Genomic DNA, 15,762 nt, shown 5'->3' with positions numbered 1-15,762 from the left:
GAACGCGCGACTGGGTCCAACATTTCATGAGGCGTCTCGTCAGAGACGTTCCTCAAAATGGCGGCGAACGGCCTAGCGGTCGTCACCTCCCGGGCCGATATCGTCCAGATAATCCTCGTCAATTGCCGCCTGTACCGCACCGGTCACGGCTTCACGCTGTTTCGGCGTCAGATCCTCGGCCTCTTTTCCGTCCGCCAGCCTGACGGTGACTTCGCGATGGGCAAACTTGATGCCTTCCCGGGCAAACAGCTCGCGGATTTCCTGATAGACCTTCTTGCGCACCAACCACTGATCGCCCGGCTTGGTCATGAACTTGACCCGGATAATCATCGCGGAATCCTGCATTTCAATCACGCCCTGGGATTTCAGCGGCTGGATGAAGTTGTCTCCAATCACTGGATCGCTCAGCAATTCCTGACCCAGTTTCTTGATCAACTTGCGCACCTTCTCGACATCCGTGTCATAGGTCACGCGCAACGGCAGCTTCATGATCACCCAATCGCGGGAATAGTTGGTCAGCACCTTGATCTCACCAAAGGGAATAGTGTTCAGCGCACCCAGATGGTGCCGCAGTTGCATGGACCGGACCGAGATCTTCTCGACCGTGCCCTTTACATCCCCGATGTCGATATATTCGCCTTTGCGGAACGCATCATCCAACAGGAAGAACGCACCCGAAAAGATGTCGCGCACAAGTGTTTGCGACCCAAAGCCTACGGCCAGACCTACCACACCGGCACCCGCAAACAATGGGCTGACATTGATGCCCAGCTCCAGCAGAACGATCAATACAATCGTCACAACGACAACGGCCAAAATCGCGCCACGGAACAAGGGCAACAGGGTTGCAAGACGGCTTTGACCGCCTTCGCCGCCTTCATCGCCCAGTTCAGCCTCGGTTCCGTCATCGACCTCTTCGGCAATCTTGCTGTCGATCCAGATGCGGAAGAAGTGGAAGAGAATGTAGCCGATGAAGATGATGACCATCACATCCAATGCACGTTCGACCAGCAGGTCCTGGCTCCAGTCCGCATCGGGATACCAAATCACCACAAGCGCGTAGGCGCCGATGACAAAGGCCAAGATTCCAGCTACGCGACGGGCCAAATCTTCATACGTCAGAAGGTACTGTTTGCGCTGCTCGGATTCCGGCGTTTCCGCCGGCTCGGCATCTTCATCCTCAGCGGTGGTTTCTACATTTATCTCGTCGATCATGCGCGAGCGGTCGAAGTACCGCTCCAGCAGATAGTTCATCGCGCCATAAGCGATTACAACAGACATGAAAATCATATAGCTGCTTGCAATCAGGGGCAGCGGTGTCGGGTTTTCCAACGCCAGATCAACGGCCAGGCGGAACCAGCTGAATACGACATAAACGATAAGAGCAGGCGCCCAGCCAAAGGATACGAAGCGCAACAGCCAAGACACCTGATCTGCAGTTCGCCCGCCCCGAATAGCATTCGAGATGGCGCGGGCATTGAACAGGATCATCAGAACATTGCCCAACGCACCGAACATCGTCAGCCCACCGTAAACCATGGCATAGACGTTGTAGTTCAGGCCAAAATCCGCGACCCAGGTCGAAAAGAGAACAACCGTGATGTCATAGGTCGCCAGCGCGGACGCCCAGATGTACAGCCTGCGCGCGTTTTTATCCGAGAAGGGCGGCAGGCGGTATTGGCTCAGATAAGGCGACAGAACCATCCGCCACAAATCGGATACGGTGCGCGACAGGAAAAACGCCGTGAAGATCGCCGTGACCGTGAATTGGGTCGAGATATCGCCTGCTTCGCCAAAAAACAGATACCCGACGATCAGAGCCATGATCATGGCAAAAACCGTGGCTCCGATCCCCATCAGGAACCGGAACAAAAGGAAGGGCATCTTTTCACGGTAGCCCTGTGGTTCGTCCTTGATCCGCGCCACGACCCAGCGGCGCGCGAAGCGTTTTCCGTAGATCTCTATAGACAGCCAGCGCCCCAACAACAGAAACAGAACGTTCCAGCCCAGAACTTCTACATAGGTCTGAATGCGACCGTCCGGGCTGGTCTGACGCAGGACATACTTCACTTCGAACACCGAATAAGGAAGCGCCTCAAGCCGAGATTGCATCGACTCACGGAATTTCGAGAACCGCTCCTGCGCCTTCATCAGCTGCGATCCGTCACCCATGGGGTTGTTCGACGCGCCGCCGCCCTCGGCCGAGCTGGCTTCAGCTCCGCCTGCCGTTGTCACGACCTGACCAGTACTGTCTATGACAATGACGCTTGCGCCTGCCTCGCTGGCCGCGCGGATTGCGGTAGCGAGGTCGCTTTCCGGTGCGGTATCGGACGTGCTGCTCGACCCCGAGCCATATCCGGGGATCAGGGACGTTTGTGCTGAAACACCAGCTGGAAACGCCAGGACGAAAGCCCATAGAGCCAATAGTATTGCGGCCAGAAAGGTATTTTTCATAGGGTCTTACATCCAGTTTTTCCGATGCGGGTCAGAATAGTGAAGCGTTGAAGGCAGTTCAAACACTCGCACATTACTGTCTCAAGATCGTGTTTAGGCGTGTTCTTGGCGCACAGTCTTTTGGCAGCTATTTTCAATCTGGCGAAAATTGAATATGACATAGCATAGTTCGCGCGTGTCTGTATGTCGGTGATTATAGTGATCCTCTTGTGATCTTTCCGAAGCTTTGGTGCAATATGTCGCTAATTCGTCAATATGCTGTTGCCAAATCGCAATGCTTAGAACATTTGCAGGGACGCATTTCCGCCTTTGGCAAGCAGAGCCAAAGAATATACGATAACGCTTGCAAACGCGCGGGTTTCGCACCGAGATCAAGAAGACGGGCAACTCTATGAGCCTAGGCACCACCACCTCCAAAACGGACCGCGCGCCGCGTATCCTGTTTTACAGCCATGACACGTTTGGGCTCGGCCACTTGCGCCGGTCGCGGGCTTTGGCTGCTGCGATCACACAGGCCGACCCAAGTGCGTCGGCGCTTATCCTGACCGGATCTCCGGTCGCAGGCCGTTTTACATTTCCCCGCCGCGTCGATCACGTGAGACTGCCCGGCGTGACCAAGCGCGCCGATGGCTCTTACGCAGCACGTACAATCGGAATGGGCATCGAAGAGGTGACCGAACTGCGCTCGGGCCTGATTCAGACGGCCGTTCAGCAATTCGAACCCGATGTGCTGATCGTCGATAAAGAACCGACCGGGTTCCGGGGTGAGCTGTTGCCAACGCTGAATTATCTGGAACGGAACGGCGGCACGAAAATGGTGCTTGGGTTGCGTGACGTTCTGGACGAACCCGAAGTTTTGGCCACCGAGTGGACCCGCAAAGAATCTGTTGAGGCGACCGAGCGTTTCTATCACGAAATCTGGGTCTATGGGTTGAAGTCGATCTATGACCCGACCCAAGGCTTGCCGCTCAGTTCAAACGCGCAATCCCGCATTCATTGGACGGGATACCTGCGCCGGGATCTTGGCCCCGTGGGTGAACCACCCGAACAGCCCTATATCCTGATCACCCCCGGTGGTGGCGGCGACGGTAAGGCGATGGTGAACCTTGTCTTGTCTGCTTACGAGAAGGATCCAAACCTGTCTCCGCGCGCAATGCTGGTTTATGGCCCCTTCCTGTCGGGCGAATTGCGCGAAGACTTCGAAACCCGGGTCGCCGCGCTAAACGGGCGTGTGACCGCGGTCGGGTTTGAATCCCAGATCGAAACGCTGTTTGCAGGGGCCGAAGGTGTTGTGTGCATGGGCGGCTACAACACCTTTTGTGAGGTTCTGTCCTTCGACAAACGCGCCGTCATCGTCCCCCGCACCACGCCTCGGTTGGAGCAGTGGATTCGCGCCTCACGCGCAGAAGAGTTGGGCTTGGTCAAAATGCTGGACGAACATCGTGACGGCCTGACCCCCGAGGCGATGATCCGCGCGATCCGCAGCCTGTCAGAGCAATCCCTGCCATCACAGGCCATCCAGACCGGTTTGCTGGACGGGCTGGATTACGTCACCGACCGCATCGACGACCTGCTGACCTGGGAACAGGAACGAGCCACCGGATGAATTCAGACGTCCCTACGTTGGCGGTTGTGGTCAAAGGTTGGCCGCGACTGTCCGAAACATTTATTGCCCAAGAACTTGTCGCCCTGCAGGACGCGGGCCATCGGTTCGACATCTGGTCACTGCGTCACCCAACCGATACCAAGCGCCATCCCCTGCACGACCGCTTCACCGGGCAGGTTCGTTACCTGCCGGAATACCTTTATCAGGAGCCACAGCGTGTGTGGGCGGCGCGTGCGATTGCGCAAGCCATGCCCGGCTATGCCGAGGCTTACCGGATTTGGCGGCAGGACTTGCGCCGCGACTTGACACCAAATCGCATCCGACGCTTCGGGCAAGCCTGTGTTCTGGCCGCTGAACTCCCCCGCGAAGTTCTGGGACTTTATGCGCACTTCATGCATACGCCTTCATCGGTTGCCCGATACGCCGCGATCATGCGCGGATTGCCGTGGAGTTTCTCTGCCCACGCCAAGGACATCTGGACATCACCCGAATGGGAAAAGCGTGAAAAGCTGCAGGCTGCAACATATGGGGCCACGTTCGGCGCCACCTGCACGGCCATCGGGGCCGAGCATCTGCGGGGTCTGGCGGATGACTCCAATCGTATGGACCTGATCTATCACGGTCTTGACCTGTCACGGTTTCCTGCCCCGCCGACGCGCACGTTGCGCGCCGCAAACGGTCCTTTCCACATGATCTCGGTCGGGCGGCTGGTTGAGAAAAAAGGGTTCGATCGGTTGATCGCAGCTTTTGCCTTGCTGCCTGACACTTTGGACTGGCATTGGACCCATATCGGCGGCGGCGGTTTGGGCGATACCCTGCGCGCGCAGGCGCGCGCAGTTGGCATCGCAGATCGCATCACCTGGAAAGGGGCCTGTGATCAGCCCGAGGTGATCGAGGCGATGCGAAGGGCCGATCTGTTTGTACTGCCCAGCCGTATTGCGGCAGATGGAGATCGTGACGGGTTGCCGAACGTGTTGATGGAGGCGGCATCTCAGCTATTGCCGATCCTTTCGACCCCGGTCTCGGCAATCCCGGAATTCATCGAAACCGAAACGCATGGCATCCTGTCTGACGACGATCCGACTGCGCTGGCGGCAGCCATTGAAGCACTGGCCAACGATCCGCAACAGGCAGCCCGAATGGCGGGTGCGGCATATGATCGACTGATTGCCGAGTTTCAGATGGACCCGGGAATCGCCCATCTCTCGAAACGTCTGAACGCCATGTGCATGGAAAACGCCTGATGGCACGGGTCGCATTTTATGCACCGATGAAATCCCCCAACAGCCCGACCCCCTCGGGCGACCGCGAAATGGCGCGGAACCTCATCAAGGCCCTCGCTGCCGAAGGCGACACGGTTGATCTGGTCTCAGACCTTAGGATCTACGACAAGAACGGCGATCCGAAGCTGCAACGCGCCTTGCAGCATGCGGTAAAAAAGGAAGCCCAGAAGTTAACTACCGACCTGCCATCCGATACAGCCCTTTGGGTGACGTATCACAACTATTACAAAGCCCCCGATTTGTTGGGTCCGCAGGTCAGCAAGGCTCGCGGCATTCCCTATGTGCAGTTGGAAAGCACCCGCGCATCCAGCAGGTTGACCGGGCCTTGGGCGGATTTTGCCGCCGCCGCACATCGGGCCTGCGACGCCGCCGACGTCATTTTTTATCACACCGCCAACGACCTGATCACATTGGAACGGGATCGCTTTGGCGATCAGGTTTTGATCGAGTTGCCGCCCTTTCTGCCGGTATCCGGGCTGCCGCCAGCAACAGGCGGGGAAGGACCAATGCTGACCGTTGGCATGATGCGCCACGGGGACAAGCTGGCCTCTTACCAGATCTTAGCCGAAGCGCTTTCGCACCTGGCAGGTGATTGGCACCTGAACATTGCCGGGGATGGGCCCGCACGACCTGAAGTCGAGGCCCTGATGGCCCCGTTCGGAGAAAAGGTCAGCTTTCTGGGTCAGCTCGATCGGAATGCACTGCAAACGGCCTATGAACACGCCTCTCTGCTGGTTTGGCCCGGTGTGAACGAGGCTTACGGTATGATCTACCTCGAGGCGCAGGCTGCGGGCCTGCCCGTGCTTGCGCAAGATCGACCGGGCGTGCGGGATGTGCTGGCCCCTGCAACCTACCCTTCGGTTGACGCAGGGGCGCAAGGCTTTGCAAACCACCTGCAAACTCTGCTGGAGGACGCACCGCTGCGCCGCTCCCTCGGCGCGGCTGCACGCAGCTATGTGGCTGACCACCACCTTTTGCCACTAGCCACTGCCCGTCTTTGGGCAATCCTCCGCCCTTTGTTGAAGGAGACGTCATGACTAAGCTTGCGCTGCTTCGCCATGGGCACACACATTGGAACCGCGCCGGTCAGATACAGGGTCGCAGCGACATACCCCTGGACGATGGCGCGCGATCCGAACTGTCGGGCTATCGCCTGCCGGACGACTGGACAAAGGCCGACATCTGGTCCAGCCCGTTGCAGCGTGCCTATGAGACGGCCCAAATCGTCTCGGGCCGCAGCCCGCAGACATCAGACGCGCTGACCGAGATGAACTGGGGTGATTGGGAGGGTCAGCGCGGCGTCGATCTGATCGCTGATACCACAAACGGTTATAAGCATATCGAGGATTGGAGTTGGGACTTCCGCCCGCCAAACGGGGAAAGCCCGGCGAATGTGCGCGACCGGTTGCGCCCCTGGTTGTCCGCGCTGCAACACGACACGGTGGCAGTCTGCCACATCGGCATCATGCGGGTCATTCTGGCCCAAGCGTGGGGTTGGAACTTTGCGGGTTCTGCCCCCTTCAAGATCAAACGCAATAGGCTGTATATCGTCGATATGAACACCATGACCGCCGACCCCGACCCTGTTCGTCTTGAAAAACGCGAGCCCCTGCAATGAGGGTGATGATCATCGTCACACACCTGTTGGGAACAGGGCATCTCAGCCGTGCGTTGACCCTTGGGCGCGCCTTTCGGGATGATGGTCACGAGGTCATGGTGGTCTCAGGAGGTATGCCTGCGCCTCAGTTGGACAGCAGTGGAATGACCCTGTTTGGCCTGCCCCCCTTAAGGTCGGATGGCACCAACTTCACCCGCTTGCTGACCCAAACCGGCGAAGAGGCCGATGCCAACTATCATGCGGCGCGGATGACGGCCCTGGTGCAGGCCGTAAAGACGTTCCATCCGCAGGTGTTGATCACCGAGCTTTATCCCTTTGGCCGCCGATCTCTGACTGCCGAGTTCGACGCAGCATTGAGCACAGCAACAGAGCTGCCGGTACCCCCGGTTATTCTGGGATCGATCCGGGACATTCTGGCCCCGCCTTCGAATCCCGCCAAAGTGGAGCGCGCGGACGACATCGTAACTCGTTATTATGACGGCGTCCTGGTTCACTCGACCGAAAGCGTGACACCTCTGTCGGTCAGCTGGCCGGTGTCAGATCAACTAGCAGACCGGTTGCACTATACTGGCTTTGCCGCGCCTGAATTACCTCAACCTCACCCGGATGCGGTGGGTGATGGTGAAATTCTGGTCAGCGCTGGCGGCGGGTCCGTGGGGCAACCGATCTTTCGCGCGGCCATCGAGGCCGCCCGCCAGATTCCCAACAGGCGCTGGCGCCTGTTGGTGGGCGGGACAGATGCGAAGGCGCGGATTGCGGACCTTTCGGAACAGGCCAAAGGAACCTCGGTCATCCTTGAACCGGTGCGCCCGGACTTTCGTCAGATGCTGCCGCACGCCGCGGCCTCGGTCAGCATGTGTGGCTACAACACCGCCATGGATATTCTGCAATGCGGCACGCCTGCGGTTTTTGTACCATTCGATGACGGCAAAGAAGTTGAACAAGGCTTGCGTGGGCAAAGCCTGTCGGGTCTGTCCGCAATAGAAGTGCTTGAAAGTCGGCACCTGAGCGGAACCACACTGGCCCAAGCAGTTGAACGCATCCTTGCCGATGGTCCCCGCACAAAGCAGGATTTTGGCTTTGACGGAGCCGCCCAAAGCGTGCGCATCGCCAAACGACTGCTGGGGCAGAGTGCATGACCCCTGATTGGCAGCCTTTGAACACGGAACTGGATCACTGGCGTGCGTCGGGTATGTCATTGCCGCTCTGGTGGCGTGATGATGACGCCATCGCTCCGACGCCGCAGCTGGACCAGTTGGCTGAAATCTCCGAGAAATTAGGTCTACCCGTGCATTTGGCTGTCATTCCCAAGGACGCTACCCCGGCGTTGGCCGAGTATGTCGCGGACCGACCCTCTTTGGTTCCTGTGATTCACGGCTGGGCCCACGCGAACCACGCACCAAAGGGAGAGAAGAAGGCCGAGTTCCGGCTTAATCGACCATTGGACCTTATGGTTGAAGATGCAAAGGCAGGGATGGCACGTCTGGGTATGCTGTTCGATGACAATGTGCGGCCCATGTTCGTTCCCCCATGGAACCGCATTGCGCCGGAGATGGCTGCGCAGCTTCCCTCTGTGGGCTTTCGTATCCTGTCCACATCAACGCCCCGCAAAACACACTTTGCCGCACCGGGTCTCGAACAGGTCAACACGCATCTTGACCCGATTGACTGGCGCGGCACACGCGGGCTGATCAATCCCGATATCCTGATCGCGCAAACAGTTGGTCTGTTACGGGACCGGCGCGAAGGACGCACAGACAACGCAGAACCATTTGGCGTATTGACCCATCATCTGGTTCATGATCAGGGCATCTGGACCTTTACCGAGGCCCTGCTGCGCAAATTATTGAATGGCCCTGCCACGGCCTGGGTCGCACCGATGAACAAATAAGGACATCACCATGAGTCGACTGGATTCCATGCTGCGCCGACTGACGGCTCAACGCGACGGTTTGAACTGGGCAGCCCAGCGGATCACCGGTCAGTCGGGCGATGTTCTGGATATGGGGCTGGGCAACGGCCGCACCTATGATCACCTGCGCGAAATCCTTCCGGAACGCCGTATCTGGGTGATGGATCGGGTGCTGCAATGCCATCCGGACAGCACCCCTCCGGCCGAGGATTTCCTACAAGGCGAGGCCAAGCCAATGCTGCAGAAACTGGCGGCAGATGGGCATAGGATAGCGTTGGCGCATTACGATTTTGGTCGCGGGATCAAAAGGGAAGATGTCGCCGAGGCGGCGCGTCTCAGCCCTTTGATCGCGCAGGTCATGCAGCCCGGCGGGTTGCTGATTTCCGGCCAACCCCTTGTCGGTTTCAACAAGATCAAAGGGCCCGAGACGATCGCCCCGGACCGATATCTTTTCTACACTGCTTGACTACGCCACACGCCGACCGCGCGCCCAGACCGAGTTCAGGGCCGGAACACCCGCTCGCATCCGGAAACGGATGACATCGGCTCGGGCGTCGGCGCGTAATTCGCCCCGGTCTTCCAACCCGGCCGCTTGCGCCGGGGCCAGCGTCACCGTTTTCATCCCGCGCGCCATATTATCCCACATCTCACCCAGCATGGCCGCCGACAGCAACAGGGCCGACGGCACATAATCTGAAGACATGATGTCCAGGTGCCCAAGCTCGGCCAACTCTCGCGCCGCGACATTGCCCGAATGCGAGCCACCGCGAATGATGTTCGGCGCGCCCATCATGACCTTGATGTCGTGATCGTAACAGGCCCGCGCTGCCTCGACCGTGGTCGGGAACTCGGCCAGGCGAATGCCGTGACCGGCAGAGACTTTCACCTGATCTTCGGTTGTGTCGTCATGACTGGCCAGAACGGCCCCGAAACGACGGGCGGCCTTGACGGTTTCGATTTCATGTACATCGCCATTGCGATCCCGAAGTCCCGTCAACTGGGCGACATGCTGCATGAACATATCATCGTCCATGGCATGTTTGCCTTTCAAGTACGCTTCAAGCTTACTCAGATCACGAAACTGTCGTTGGCCGGGGGTGTGATCCATAATGGACACAAGACCAACCCTGTCCTCTGGCCCAAATTCATCCAGTTCTTCGAGCAGAGTTTCTGAACACACCTCAGCCCGCAGGTGCAGGAAGTGACTGATCTTAAGGGCATCCTGTTCCCGCAGGTCCCACAATTCCTGCGACAGACCACGGGCATATTTGCCGTAGCGCGCCGCGCCTGATGGGATCGACCCCACGCGCATGGCGTCAAACACGGTCGTGATCCCGGTGCTGGCCAGTTCCGCGTCATGCGCAAGGATCGCAGCGGCATGTGGCCAGTCCACCTTGGGGCGGGGTTGAATGTGACGCTCAAGGTTATCCGTATGCAGCTCGACGAGGCCGGGGCTGACATAGTCACCCTCGCAATCAATCGCGCCAGCCGGAACCGCGTTTCCGGTATCAATCTGGGCGATTGTTTCACCCACAATCCGGACGCTGCCGGTTACGGTTTCATTCGGCAACACAAGCGTGGCATTGGCAAGGATCAAGTCTTCTGTCATCTGAGCTTCACACAGTTTGAGGTAGTGGAAGGCCACGCAATAGGAGGCCAATGTGACATTCACGCGATACGCGATCTATTTTGCGCCACCCGCACGGGCCGAGTGGACGAAATTTGCAACCAGCTGGCTGGGTTGGGACATGGAAGCCGGTACTTCGGTCGCTCATCCGGTCATTGGGGGCATCGACGTTGCCGCCGTTACGGCGGTACCGCGAAAATACGGGCTGCACGCAACGCTCAAACCGCCCTTCCGATTGCGCAACGGGCATACGTACGAGGCCTTGCACATGGCTTGCGGTTCGCTCGCCTCCAACCAGCCGCCTGTCACGTTGGATGGTCTCGAGATCGCGCGGCTTGGCCGCTTTCTCGCTCTGCGTCCGGTGGGCGAAATGCAAGCGCTGAATACCTTGGCCAACGCCTGCGTTCAGGAGTTGGACGGTTTTCGCGAAACCGCATCTGAGGCTGAACTGGCCCGCCGCCGCGCCGCCGGGCTGACCCCGGAACAGGACGCCAATCTGGTTCAGTGGGGATATCCTTACGTGCTGGACGCGTTTCGCTTTCACATCACGCTCAGCGGCAAGCTGGACAAACCGACCCTTAGGGCCACCCAAGACGCTCTGCAGACCCATCTCGCCCCGTTGCTGCCGCGACCCTTTCAGATCACCGATTTGGCCCTGATGGGCGAGGCTGAAGATGGGCGGTTTCACCTGATCCATCGCTATGCGCTCTCCGGTTGAAGTCGCAACAGAATCTCGGCGACGGTGTCTTCCAACGCACCAGAGTTGTCGACTTCGATGACCCGCTTCAAACCGTCGGGTAAAGGCGCTTTGGCACGACCCAGCCGCTGCGCTTGCTCACCCGCGCTTTCCCGCCCTCTTAAGGACAGTCGTTGTGCCAGAACCTCGGCTTTGGCAGTTAGGGAGATCACGATCAGATCGCCAAAGACCTCCTGCGCCTGCACCAAAACCGCACGAGACAGGTTGACCAGAACAGCGTCGGCCTCCTGCCGTTGCTGCGCAATCGCGTTCGGCACGCCGTAAAACAGCCCATGCGCAGGCCAACTCAACGCAAAGGCACCGTCGCGGTCCATCTGCTGAAATCTTTCGACCGACACCCGGTCGAAATCCTCGCCCTCTTCCCCTTCGGGGCGGGTAATCACACGCCGCAAGCGCTGGACGCCTGGCGAACGGGCCTCCAACGCTTGCATGACGCTGTCTTTGCCGACGCCCGAGGGGCCGACAACGGCTATGACAGGGGCAAGCGTCATGCGGCCAGCCCTGGTGTAAAGTCCGAAACATTGACCTCGCGGTCGCAAACCCGCTCACGTGCTTCGAGGTCGTGGAAAATCCCAACAATCGCAGCACCGCGGTGCTTTGCTTCTTCGATCAGGGACAGAACAGTTTCCCGGTTCTGCGCATCCAGGCTCGCCGTTGGCTCATCCAGCAACATCGCCGGATACTCATGAGCAAAGCCGCGCGCGATGTTCACCCGCTGCTGTTCACCGCCAGAGAATGTCGTGGGGCTGAGGGTCCACAAACGCTCGGGGATATTCAGCCGTTTCAACAACCCGGCCGCCTTGTCCAGCGCCACTTGTTTGTCACAGCCTACAGACAGCAGTGGCTCTGCCACAACTTCTAGCGTCGGAACTCGGGGGACAACCCGCAGAAACTGGCTGACATAACCCAGGGTGTCGCGACGCAGCGACAGGATCTGGCGCGGCGCGGCTTTGGCAACGTCCACCCCCCCGACCAATACCTGACCAGAGGCCGCCAGATAGTTGCCATAGATTACACGCATCAGCGTGGATTTGCCTGCACCGGACGAGCCGGTCAAAGCAACACATTCCCCCGGCTCAACCTTCAGCGACGCGCCTTCCATCACTGGGATCACGGCGCTGCCCTGATTATGCAGGGTGAAGCTTTTGCTTACATCGATCAGTTCAATCATCGCTTCATCTTTTCCCAAATACTCAAACCTGCAGAACGCTGGACACCAGCAACTGCGTATAAGCATGTTGCGGGTCGTCCAGCACCTGATCGGTCAGTCCGGCCTCGACCACATGACCGCTTTTCATCACCATCAACCGGTCCGCCAGCAGACGCACCACAGCCAGATCGTGCGTCACGATGATGGCGCTCAGCCCCATCTCGCGCACCAGCCCGCGCAGCAGATCCAGCAGGCGCGCCTGAACGGAAACGTCCAGCCCTCCGGTCGGTTCGTCCATGAACACCAGCCGAGGACCTGTCACCAGGTTGCGCGCAATTTGCAAACGCTGCTGCATCCCTCCGGAAAACGCGCTGGGGCGGTCATCGACGCGAGAAGCATCAATCTCGACCCGGCCCAGCCAGTCGACGGCCGTGTCCCGAATGTCGCCATAGTGCCGGTCGCCGACTGCCATCAGCCGCTCACCAATATTGCCGCCCGCGCTGACAGACATCCGCAGCCCGTCGCGCGCGTGCTGGTGCACAAACGCCCAGTCGGTGCGGCTAAGCATCCGGCGTTCGGGTTCGGACATGGTAACCGTGTCCACAGGTCCGTCCACGCGAGTATCAAAGATCACCTGCCCGGCGTCCGGCTCCAGGTGACCGGCCATGCAATTCAGCAAGGTCGACTTGCCCGAGCCACTTTCACCGACGATCCCCATCACTTCCCCGGGGTAGAGATCAAAATTCACTTCCGTGCATCCGACCCGCGCACCATAGCGCTTTTCGATGCCTTTGACTTGCAACAGGGGGGTCATGCCGCGTTCTCCTCGGCCAGTCGGCCCACATGGCCTGCCTCGCGGCGCGACCGGCAGTAATCGGTATCGGAACAGACAAACATCCGGTTGCCTGCGTTATCCATGATGACCTCGTCCAGATAGCTGTCCTCGGCCCCGCACAGGTCACAGGGATGATCGGCCTTGGTCGCCTCGAACGGGTAATCCTCAAAATCGAGGCTCACGACCTTGGTGTGCGGCGGCACCGCATAGATACGCTGCTCACGCCCGGCGCCGAACAGTTGGATCGCATCCATCTCGAGCTTTGGGTTGTCAAATTTCGGGATCGGAGACGGGTCCATCACATACCGGCCAGACACTTTCACCGGATAGGCATAAGCGGTCGAGATTGCTCCGTGCTGGCTGATGTCCTCATACAGTTTCACATGCATCAGCCCGTATTCCTCAAGGCTGTGCATCTTGCGCGTCTCGGTTTCGCGCGGTTCCAAGAAGCGCAACGGCTCAGGGATCGGAACCTGATAGACAATGATCTGGTCTTCACGCAGCTTCGCCTCGGGGATGCGGTGGCGGGTCTGGATGACAGTGGCCTTTTCCGTCTCTTCCGTGGTGGCAACCCCTGCGGTGTTCTCAAAGAACTTGCGGATCGACACCGCATTCGTCGTGTCATCTGCGCCCTGATCGATCACCTTGAACGTATCCTCGGGCGTCAGTGTCGCGGCCGAGACCTGTACGCCCCCCGTTCCCCAGCCGTAAGGCATAGGCATCTCGCGGCTGGCAAAGGGCACCTGATAGCCCGGCACGGCCAGACCTTTCAGGATCGCCCGGCGGATCATTCGTTTGGTTTGTTCGTCCAGATAGGCGAAATTGTACTCGCTCATAGGAGACCTCTTTCGATCAGCGCGCCTTCCAGCGCCTGAGGCGTGGTAAAGTGGATGCCATCCATGCCAACGGCGCGCGCGCCTTCGACATTGTGCAACCCGTCGTCGATGAATATGCAGTTCTCAGGAGCAAGCCCGGCCCGCTCACATAACCGATGAAAAATCTCGGGCTGCGGTTTCAACAGCCTTTCCTGCCCGGACACGACGGTCACGCCAAAGACGTCGCCCAATTCCGGATGCGCGCCGACGCCAACAGGCCAAGTTTCCGCTGACCAATTGGTGATCGCGTGAACCGGGGTGCCTTGCTCTTTCAATCGATAGAGCACCTGCCAGGTCCCTTCGATCTTGTGCGGAACGGTTATGGCATAGCGTTCGACGTAAACGCCCAGGCGTCGCCGGTCTTCGGCGTCATCCAGTTCAGACGCCAGATCGGTGAAGTTCTCGCCGCCATCTGCCCTCAGGTTCCGATCCTGGAAATCGATGCGGGTCAGAAACTCTGCTACCGCCTCGCGGCTACCCATCTCGTCCAACCAGGCCAGATGTGGATCCCACTGGATCAGAACGTTTCCGATGTCAAAAACGACAGCCTTCATTCTGCGGCCTCCTTTTGCGTAATACGCTCTTCAGCCTCGCGACGCAGTTTACGAACCAGCTCAAGTTCAGACTGGAAGTCGACGTAATGCGGCAGTTTGATATGTTCGAGGAAACCGGTGGCCTGAATGTTATCTGCGTGGCTAAGGACAAATTCTTCATCCTGCGCAGGGGCACCCAGATTGTCTTCGCCCAGCTCTTCCCAACGAAGCGCACGATCAACCAGCGCCATCGCGATGGACTTTCGTTCAGACTGACCAAAGACCAGACCATAGCCACGCGTAAACTGCGGTGGTTCGGTCTTGGAGCCCGTAAACTGGTTCACCGTCTCACACTCGGTCAGTTCGACCTCACCGATATCTATGGCAAAACCGAGCTCGGGAATGTCCATCTCCACTTCGACTTTACCAATCCGCAACTCACCTACAAAAGCGTGGTTACGGGCGTAGCCACGCTGGGTGGAATAGGCCATGCCCAGTATAAACCCCTCATCCCCGCGTGTCAGCGATTGCAGGCGCAGGGGACGGTTGGACGGAAATTCCATCGGTTCACGCGTCAGATCACCCGGGGTCTCATCACTCGCCGGTTCATCCTGTATGATGTCCTCACCCTTCAGAAATTCAGTAATATGGGGCGTCGGTTCCTGACGTGCGGGGCCCTGAGGAGCCTCGGGGATTTCACCATCAGCTGCCAGTTTGAAGTCCAGCAAACGGTGCGTGTAATCAAATGTCGGCCCCAGAACCTGCCCCCCGGGCGCATCCTTGAACGTGGCCGAGATTCGGCGGTCGCAGGCCATCTCACCAGTTTCAACCGGATTGGAATAGCCAAATCGCGGCAGTGTCGTGCGGTAGGCGCGGAGGAGGAAAATCGCCTCAATCAGATCGCCCCGCGCCTGTTTGATGGCCAGTGCAGCAAGATCGGGGTCGAACAAGGACCCTTCAGCCATGACGCGGTTCACCGCAAGGCTCAGTTGTTCACGGATCTGCGCAAGAGTCAGCTCCGCCACATCTGTCGCACCACGGCGCTCTTCGGCCAGCCACGTATGGGCGTTCTCGATGGCTTTTTCGCCCCCTTTGACAGCAACATACATCGC

The 15,762-nt window shown here is 58.9% G+C and carries 16 protein-coding genes; 8 read left to right on the top strand and 8 right to left on the bottom strand.

The window, feature by feature from the left end; all coding sequences use genetic code 11:
- Positions 1-72 precede the first annotated feature (72 nt).
- Positions 73-2,454 (bottom strand): mechanosensitive ion channel domain-containing protein, encoded by a 2,382-nt coding sequence (locus AC2FJZ_RS00145; RefSeq protein WP_496775644.1) that lies wholly within the window; start codon positions 2,452-2,454, stop codon positions 73-75.
- A 391-nt stretch (positions 2,455-2,845) separates the two neighbouring features.
- On the opposite strand from AC2FJZ_RS00145, the gene AC2FJZ_RS00140 reads away from it, so the two are divergent.
- Genes AC2FJZ_RS00140 through AC2FJZ_RS00110 form a run of 7 tightly spaced genes read left to right on the top strand, consistent with a single transcriptional unit; the run spans position 2,846 to position 9,339 of the window.
- Entirely contained in the window at positions 2,846-4,060 is a 1,215-nt protein-coding gene (locus AC2FJZ_RS00140; RefSeq protein ID WP_496775643.1) for a glycosyltransferase family protein, read from the top strand.
- The gene (locus AC2FJZ_RS00135) at positions 4,057-5,304 is read left to right on the top strand and encodes a glycosyltransferase family 4 protein (RefSeq protein ID WP_496775642.1); all 1,248 of its coding nucleotides are present in this window, start codon (positions 4,057-4,059) and stop codon (positions 5,302-5,304) included. Before AC2FJZ_RS00140 ends, AC2FJZ_RS00135 begins: the two co-directional genes overlap by 4 nt.
- On the top strand, positions 5,304-6,380 hold the full coding sequence (locus tag AC2FJZ_RS00130) for a glycosyltransferase family 4 protein (protein WP_496775641.1): 1,077 nt from the start codon (positions 5,304-5,306) through the stop codon (positions 6,378-6,380). Before AC2FJZ_RS00135 ends, AC2FJZ_RS00130 begins: the two co-directional genes overlap by 1 nt.
- Positions 6,377-6,961: a histidine phosphatase family protein gene (locus tag AC2FJZ_RS00125; RefSeq protein ID WP_496775640.1), complete on the top strand. Its 585-nt coding sequence runs from the start codon at positions 6,377-6,379 to the stop codon at positions 6,959-6,961. The genes AC2FJZ_RS00130 and AC2FJZ_RS00125 overlap by 4 nt, the downstream gene beginning before the upstream one ends.
- Positions 6,958-8,100, top strand: coding sequence for a glycosyltransferase family protein (locus AC2FJZ_RS00120; protein WP_496775639.1), 1,143 nt, complete (start codon positions 6,958-6,960; stop codon positions 8,098-8,100). The genes AC2FJZ_RS00125 and AC2FJZ_RS00120 overlap by 4 nt, the downstream gene beginning before the upstream one ends.
- Positions 8,097-8,852 (top strand): polysaccharide deacetylase family protein, encoded by a 756-nt coding sequence (locus tag AC2FJZ_RS00115; RefSeq protein WP_496775638.1) that lies wholly within the window; start codon positions 8,097-8,099, stop codon positions 8,850-8,852. The genes AC2FJZ_RS00120 and AC2FJZ_RS00115 overlap by 4 nt, the downstream gene beginning before the upstream one ends.
- Before the next feature lie 10 nt (positions 8,853-8,862).
- Positions 8,863-9,339 carry a class I SAM-dependent methyltransferase gene (locus tag AC2FJZ_RS00110; protein ID WP_496775637.1) on the top strand — a complete coding sequence of 159 codons (477 nt, stop codon included), beginning with the start codon at positions 8,863-8,865 and terminating at the stop codon, positions 9,337-9,339.
- On the opposite strand, the gene AC2FJZ_RS00105 is transcribed toward AC2FJZ_RS00110, so the two are convergent.
- Positions 9,340-10,482 carry an alpha-D-ribose 1-methylphosphonate 5-triphosphate diphosphatase gene (locus tag AC2FJZ_RS00105; RefSeq protein ID WP_496775636.1) on the bottom strand — a complete coding sequence of 381 codons (1,143 nt, stop codon included), beginning with the start codon at positions 10,480-10,482 and terminating at the stop codon, positions 9,340-9,342.
- Positions 10,483-10,534: 52 nt separating this feature from the next.
- Between AC2FJZ_RS00105 and AC2FJZ_RS00100 the strand changes: the two genes are divergently transcribed.
- Entirely contained in the window at positions 10,535-11,218 is a 684-nt protein-coding gene (locus AC2FJZ_RS00100) for a DUF1045 domain-containing protein (RefSeq protein WP_496775635.1), read from the top strand.
- Here the strand turns inward: AC2FJZ_RS00100 and phnN are convergent.
- From phnN to AC2FJZ_RS00070, 6 genes are read right to left on the bottom strand one after another with little or no spacing between them, the layout of a single operon-like run.
- Positions 11,200-11,748: a phosphonate metabolism protein/1,5-bisphosphokinase (PRPP-forming) PhnN gene (gene phnN / locus AC2FJZ_RS00095; protein WP_496667652.1), complete on the bottom strand. Its 549-nt coding sequence runs from the start codon at positions 11,746-11,748 to the stop codon at positions 11,200-11,202. The two genes, AC2FJZ_RS00100 and phnN, sit on opposite strands and share 19 nt — an antisense overlap.
- On the bottom strand, positions 11,745-12,428 hold the full coding sequence (phnL, locus tag AC2FJZ_RS00090) for a phosphonate C-P lyase system protein PhnL (protein WP_496775634.1): 684 nt from the start codon (positions 12,426-12,428) through the stop codon (positions 11,745-11,747). Before phnL ends, phnN begins: the two co-directional genes overlap by 4 nt.
- A gap of 22 nt (positions 12,429-12,450) precedes the next feature.
- The gene (gene phnK, locus AC2FJZ_RS00085) at positions 12,451-13,221 is read right to left on the bottom strand and encodes a phosphonate C-P lyase system protein PhnK (protein WP_496775633.1); all 771 of its coding nucleotides are present in this window, start codon (positions 13,219-13,221) and stop codon (positions 12,451-12,453) included.
- Positions 13,218-14,078, bottom strand: a complete 861-nt coding sequence (locus AC2FJZ_RS00080; protein WP_496775632.1) for an alpha-D-ribose 1-methylphosphonate 5-phosphate C-P-lyase PhnJ — start codon at positions 14,076-14,078, stop codon at positions 13,218-13,220. The genes phnK and AC2FJZ_RS00080 overlap by 4 nt, the downstream gene beginning before the upstream one ends.
- A complete protein-coding gene (locus AC2FJZ_RS00075; protein WP_496667656.1) occupies positions 14,075-14,671 on the bottom strand; it encodes an HAD family hydrolase in 597 nt (198 codons plus the stop codon). Before AC2FJZ_RS00075 ends, AC2FJZ_RS00080 begins: the two co-directional genes overlap by 4 nt.
- Positions 14,668-15,759, bottom strand: a complete 1,092-nt coding sequence (locus tag AC2FJZ_RS00070; RefSeq protein WP_496775631.1) for a carbon-phosphorus lyase complex subunit — start codon at positions 15,757-15,759, stop codon at positions 14,668-14,670. Before AC2FJZ_RS00070 ends, AC2FJZ_RS00075 begins: the two co-directional genes overlap by 4 nt.
- Positions 15,760-15,762 lie beyond the last annotated feature (3 nt).

This window comes from Ruegeria sp. CDSA079, assembly GCF_059612245.1.
The sequence above is the reverse complement of the archived record's forward strand: the minus strand, read 5'-3'. Positions and strand labels throughout refer to the sequence as shown.

Coding starts and splice junctions, on each gene's coding strand:
- phnK (WP_496775633.1), bottom strand. CDS start 13,221: ATGACCCCCCTGTTGCAAGTCAAAGGCATCGAAAAGCGCTATGGTGCG.
- AC2FJZ_RS00080 (WP_496775632.1), bottom strand. CDS start 14,078: ATGAGCGAGTACAATTTCGCCTATCTGGACGAACAAACCAAACGAATG.
- AC2FJZ_RS00135 (WP_496775642.1), top strand. CDS start 4,057: ATGAATTCAGACGTCCCTACGTTGGCGGTTGTGGTCAAAGGTTGGCCG.
- AC2FJZ_RS00145 (WP_496775644.1), bottom strand. CDS start 2,454: ATGAAAAATACCTTTCTGGCCGCAATACTATTGGCTCTATGGGCTTTC.
- AC2FJZ_RS00140 (WP_496775643.1), top strand. CDS start 2,846: ATGAGCCTAGGCACCACCACCTCCAAAACGGACCGCGCGCCGCGTATC.
- AC2FJZ_RS00120 (WP_496775639.1), top strand. CDS start 6,958: ATGAGGGTGATGATCATCGTCACACACCTGTTGGGAACAGGGCATCTC.
- AC2FJZ_RS00105 (WP_496775636.1), bottom strand. CDS start 10,482: ATGACAGAAGACTTGATCCTTGCCAATGCCACGCTTGTGTTGCCGAAT.
- AC2FJZ_RS00130 (WP_496775641.1), top strand. CDS start 5,304: ATGGCACGGGTCGCATTTTATGCACCGATGAAATCCCCCAACAGCCCG.
- AC2FJZ_RS00075 (WP_496667656.1), bottom strand. CDS start 14,671: ATGAAGGCTGTCGTTTTTGACATCGGAAACGTTCTGATCCAGTGGGAT.
- AC2FJZ_RS00070 (WP_496775631.1), bottom strand. CDS start 15,759: ATGTATGTTGCTGTCAAAGGGGGCGAAAAAGCCATCGAGAACGCCCAT.
- AC2FJZ_RS00125 (WP_496775640.1), top strand. CDS start 6,377: ATGACTAAGCTTGCGCTGCTTCGCCATGGGCACACACATTGGAACCGC.
- AC2FJZ_RS00115 (WP_496775638.1), top strand. CDS start 8,097: ATGACCCCTGATTGGCAGCCTTTGAACACGGAACTGGATCACTGGCGT.
- phnN (WP_496667652.1), bottom strand. CDS start 11,748: ATGACGCTTGCCCCTGTCATAGCCGTTGTCGGCCCCTCGGGCGTCGGC.
- AC2FJZ_RS00110 (WP_496775637.1), top strand. CDS start 8,863: ATGAGTCGACTGGATTCCATGCTGCGCCGACTGACGGCTCAACGCGAC.
- phnL (WP_496775634.1), bottom strand. CDS start 12,428: ATGATTGAACTGATCGATGTAAGCAAAAGCTTCACCCTGCATAATCAG.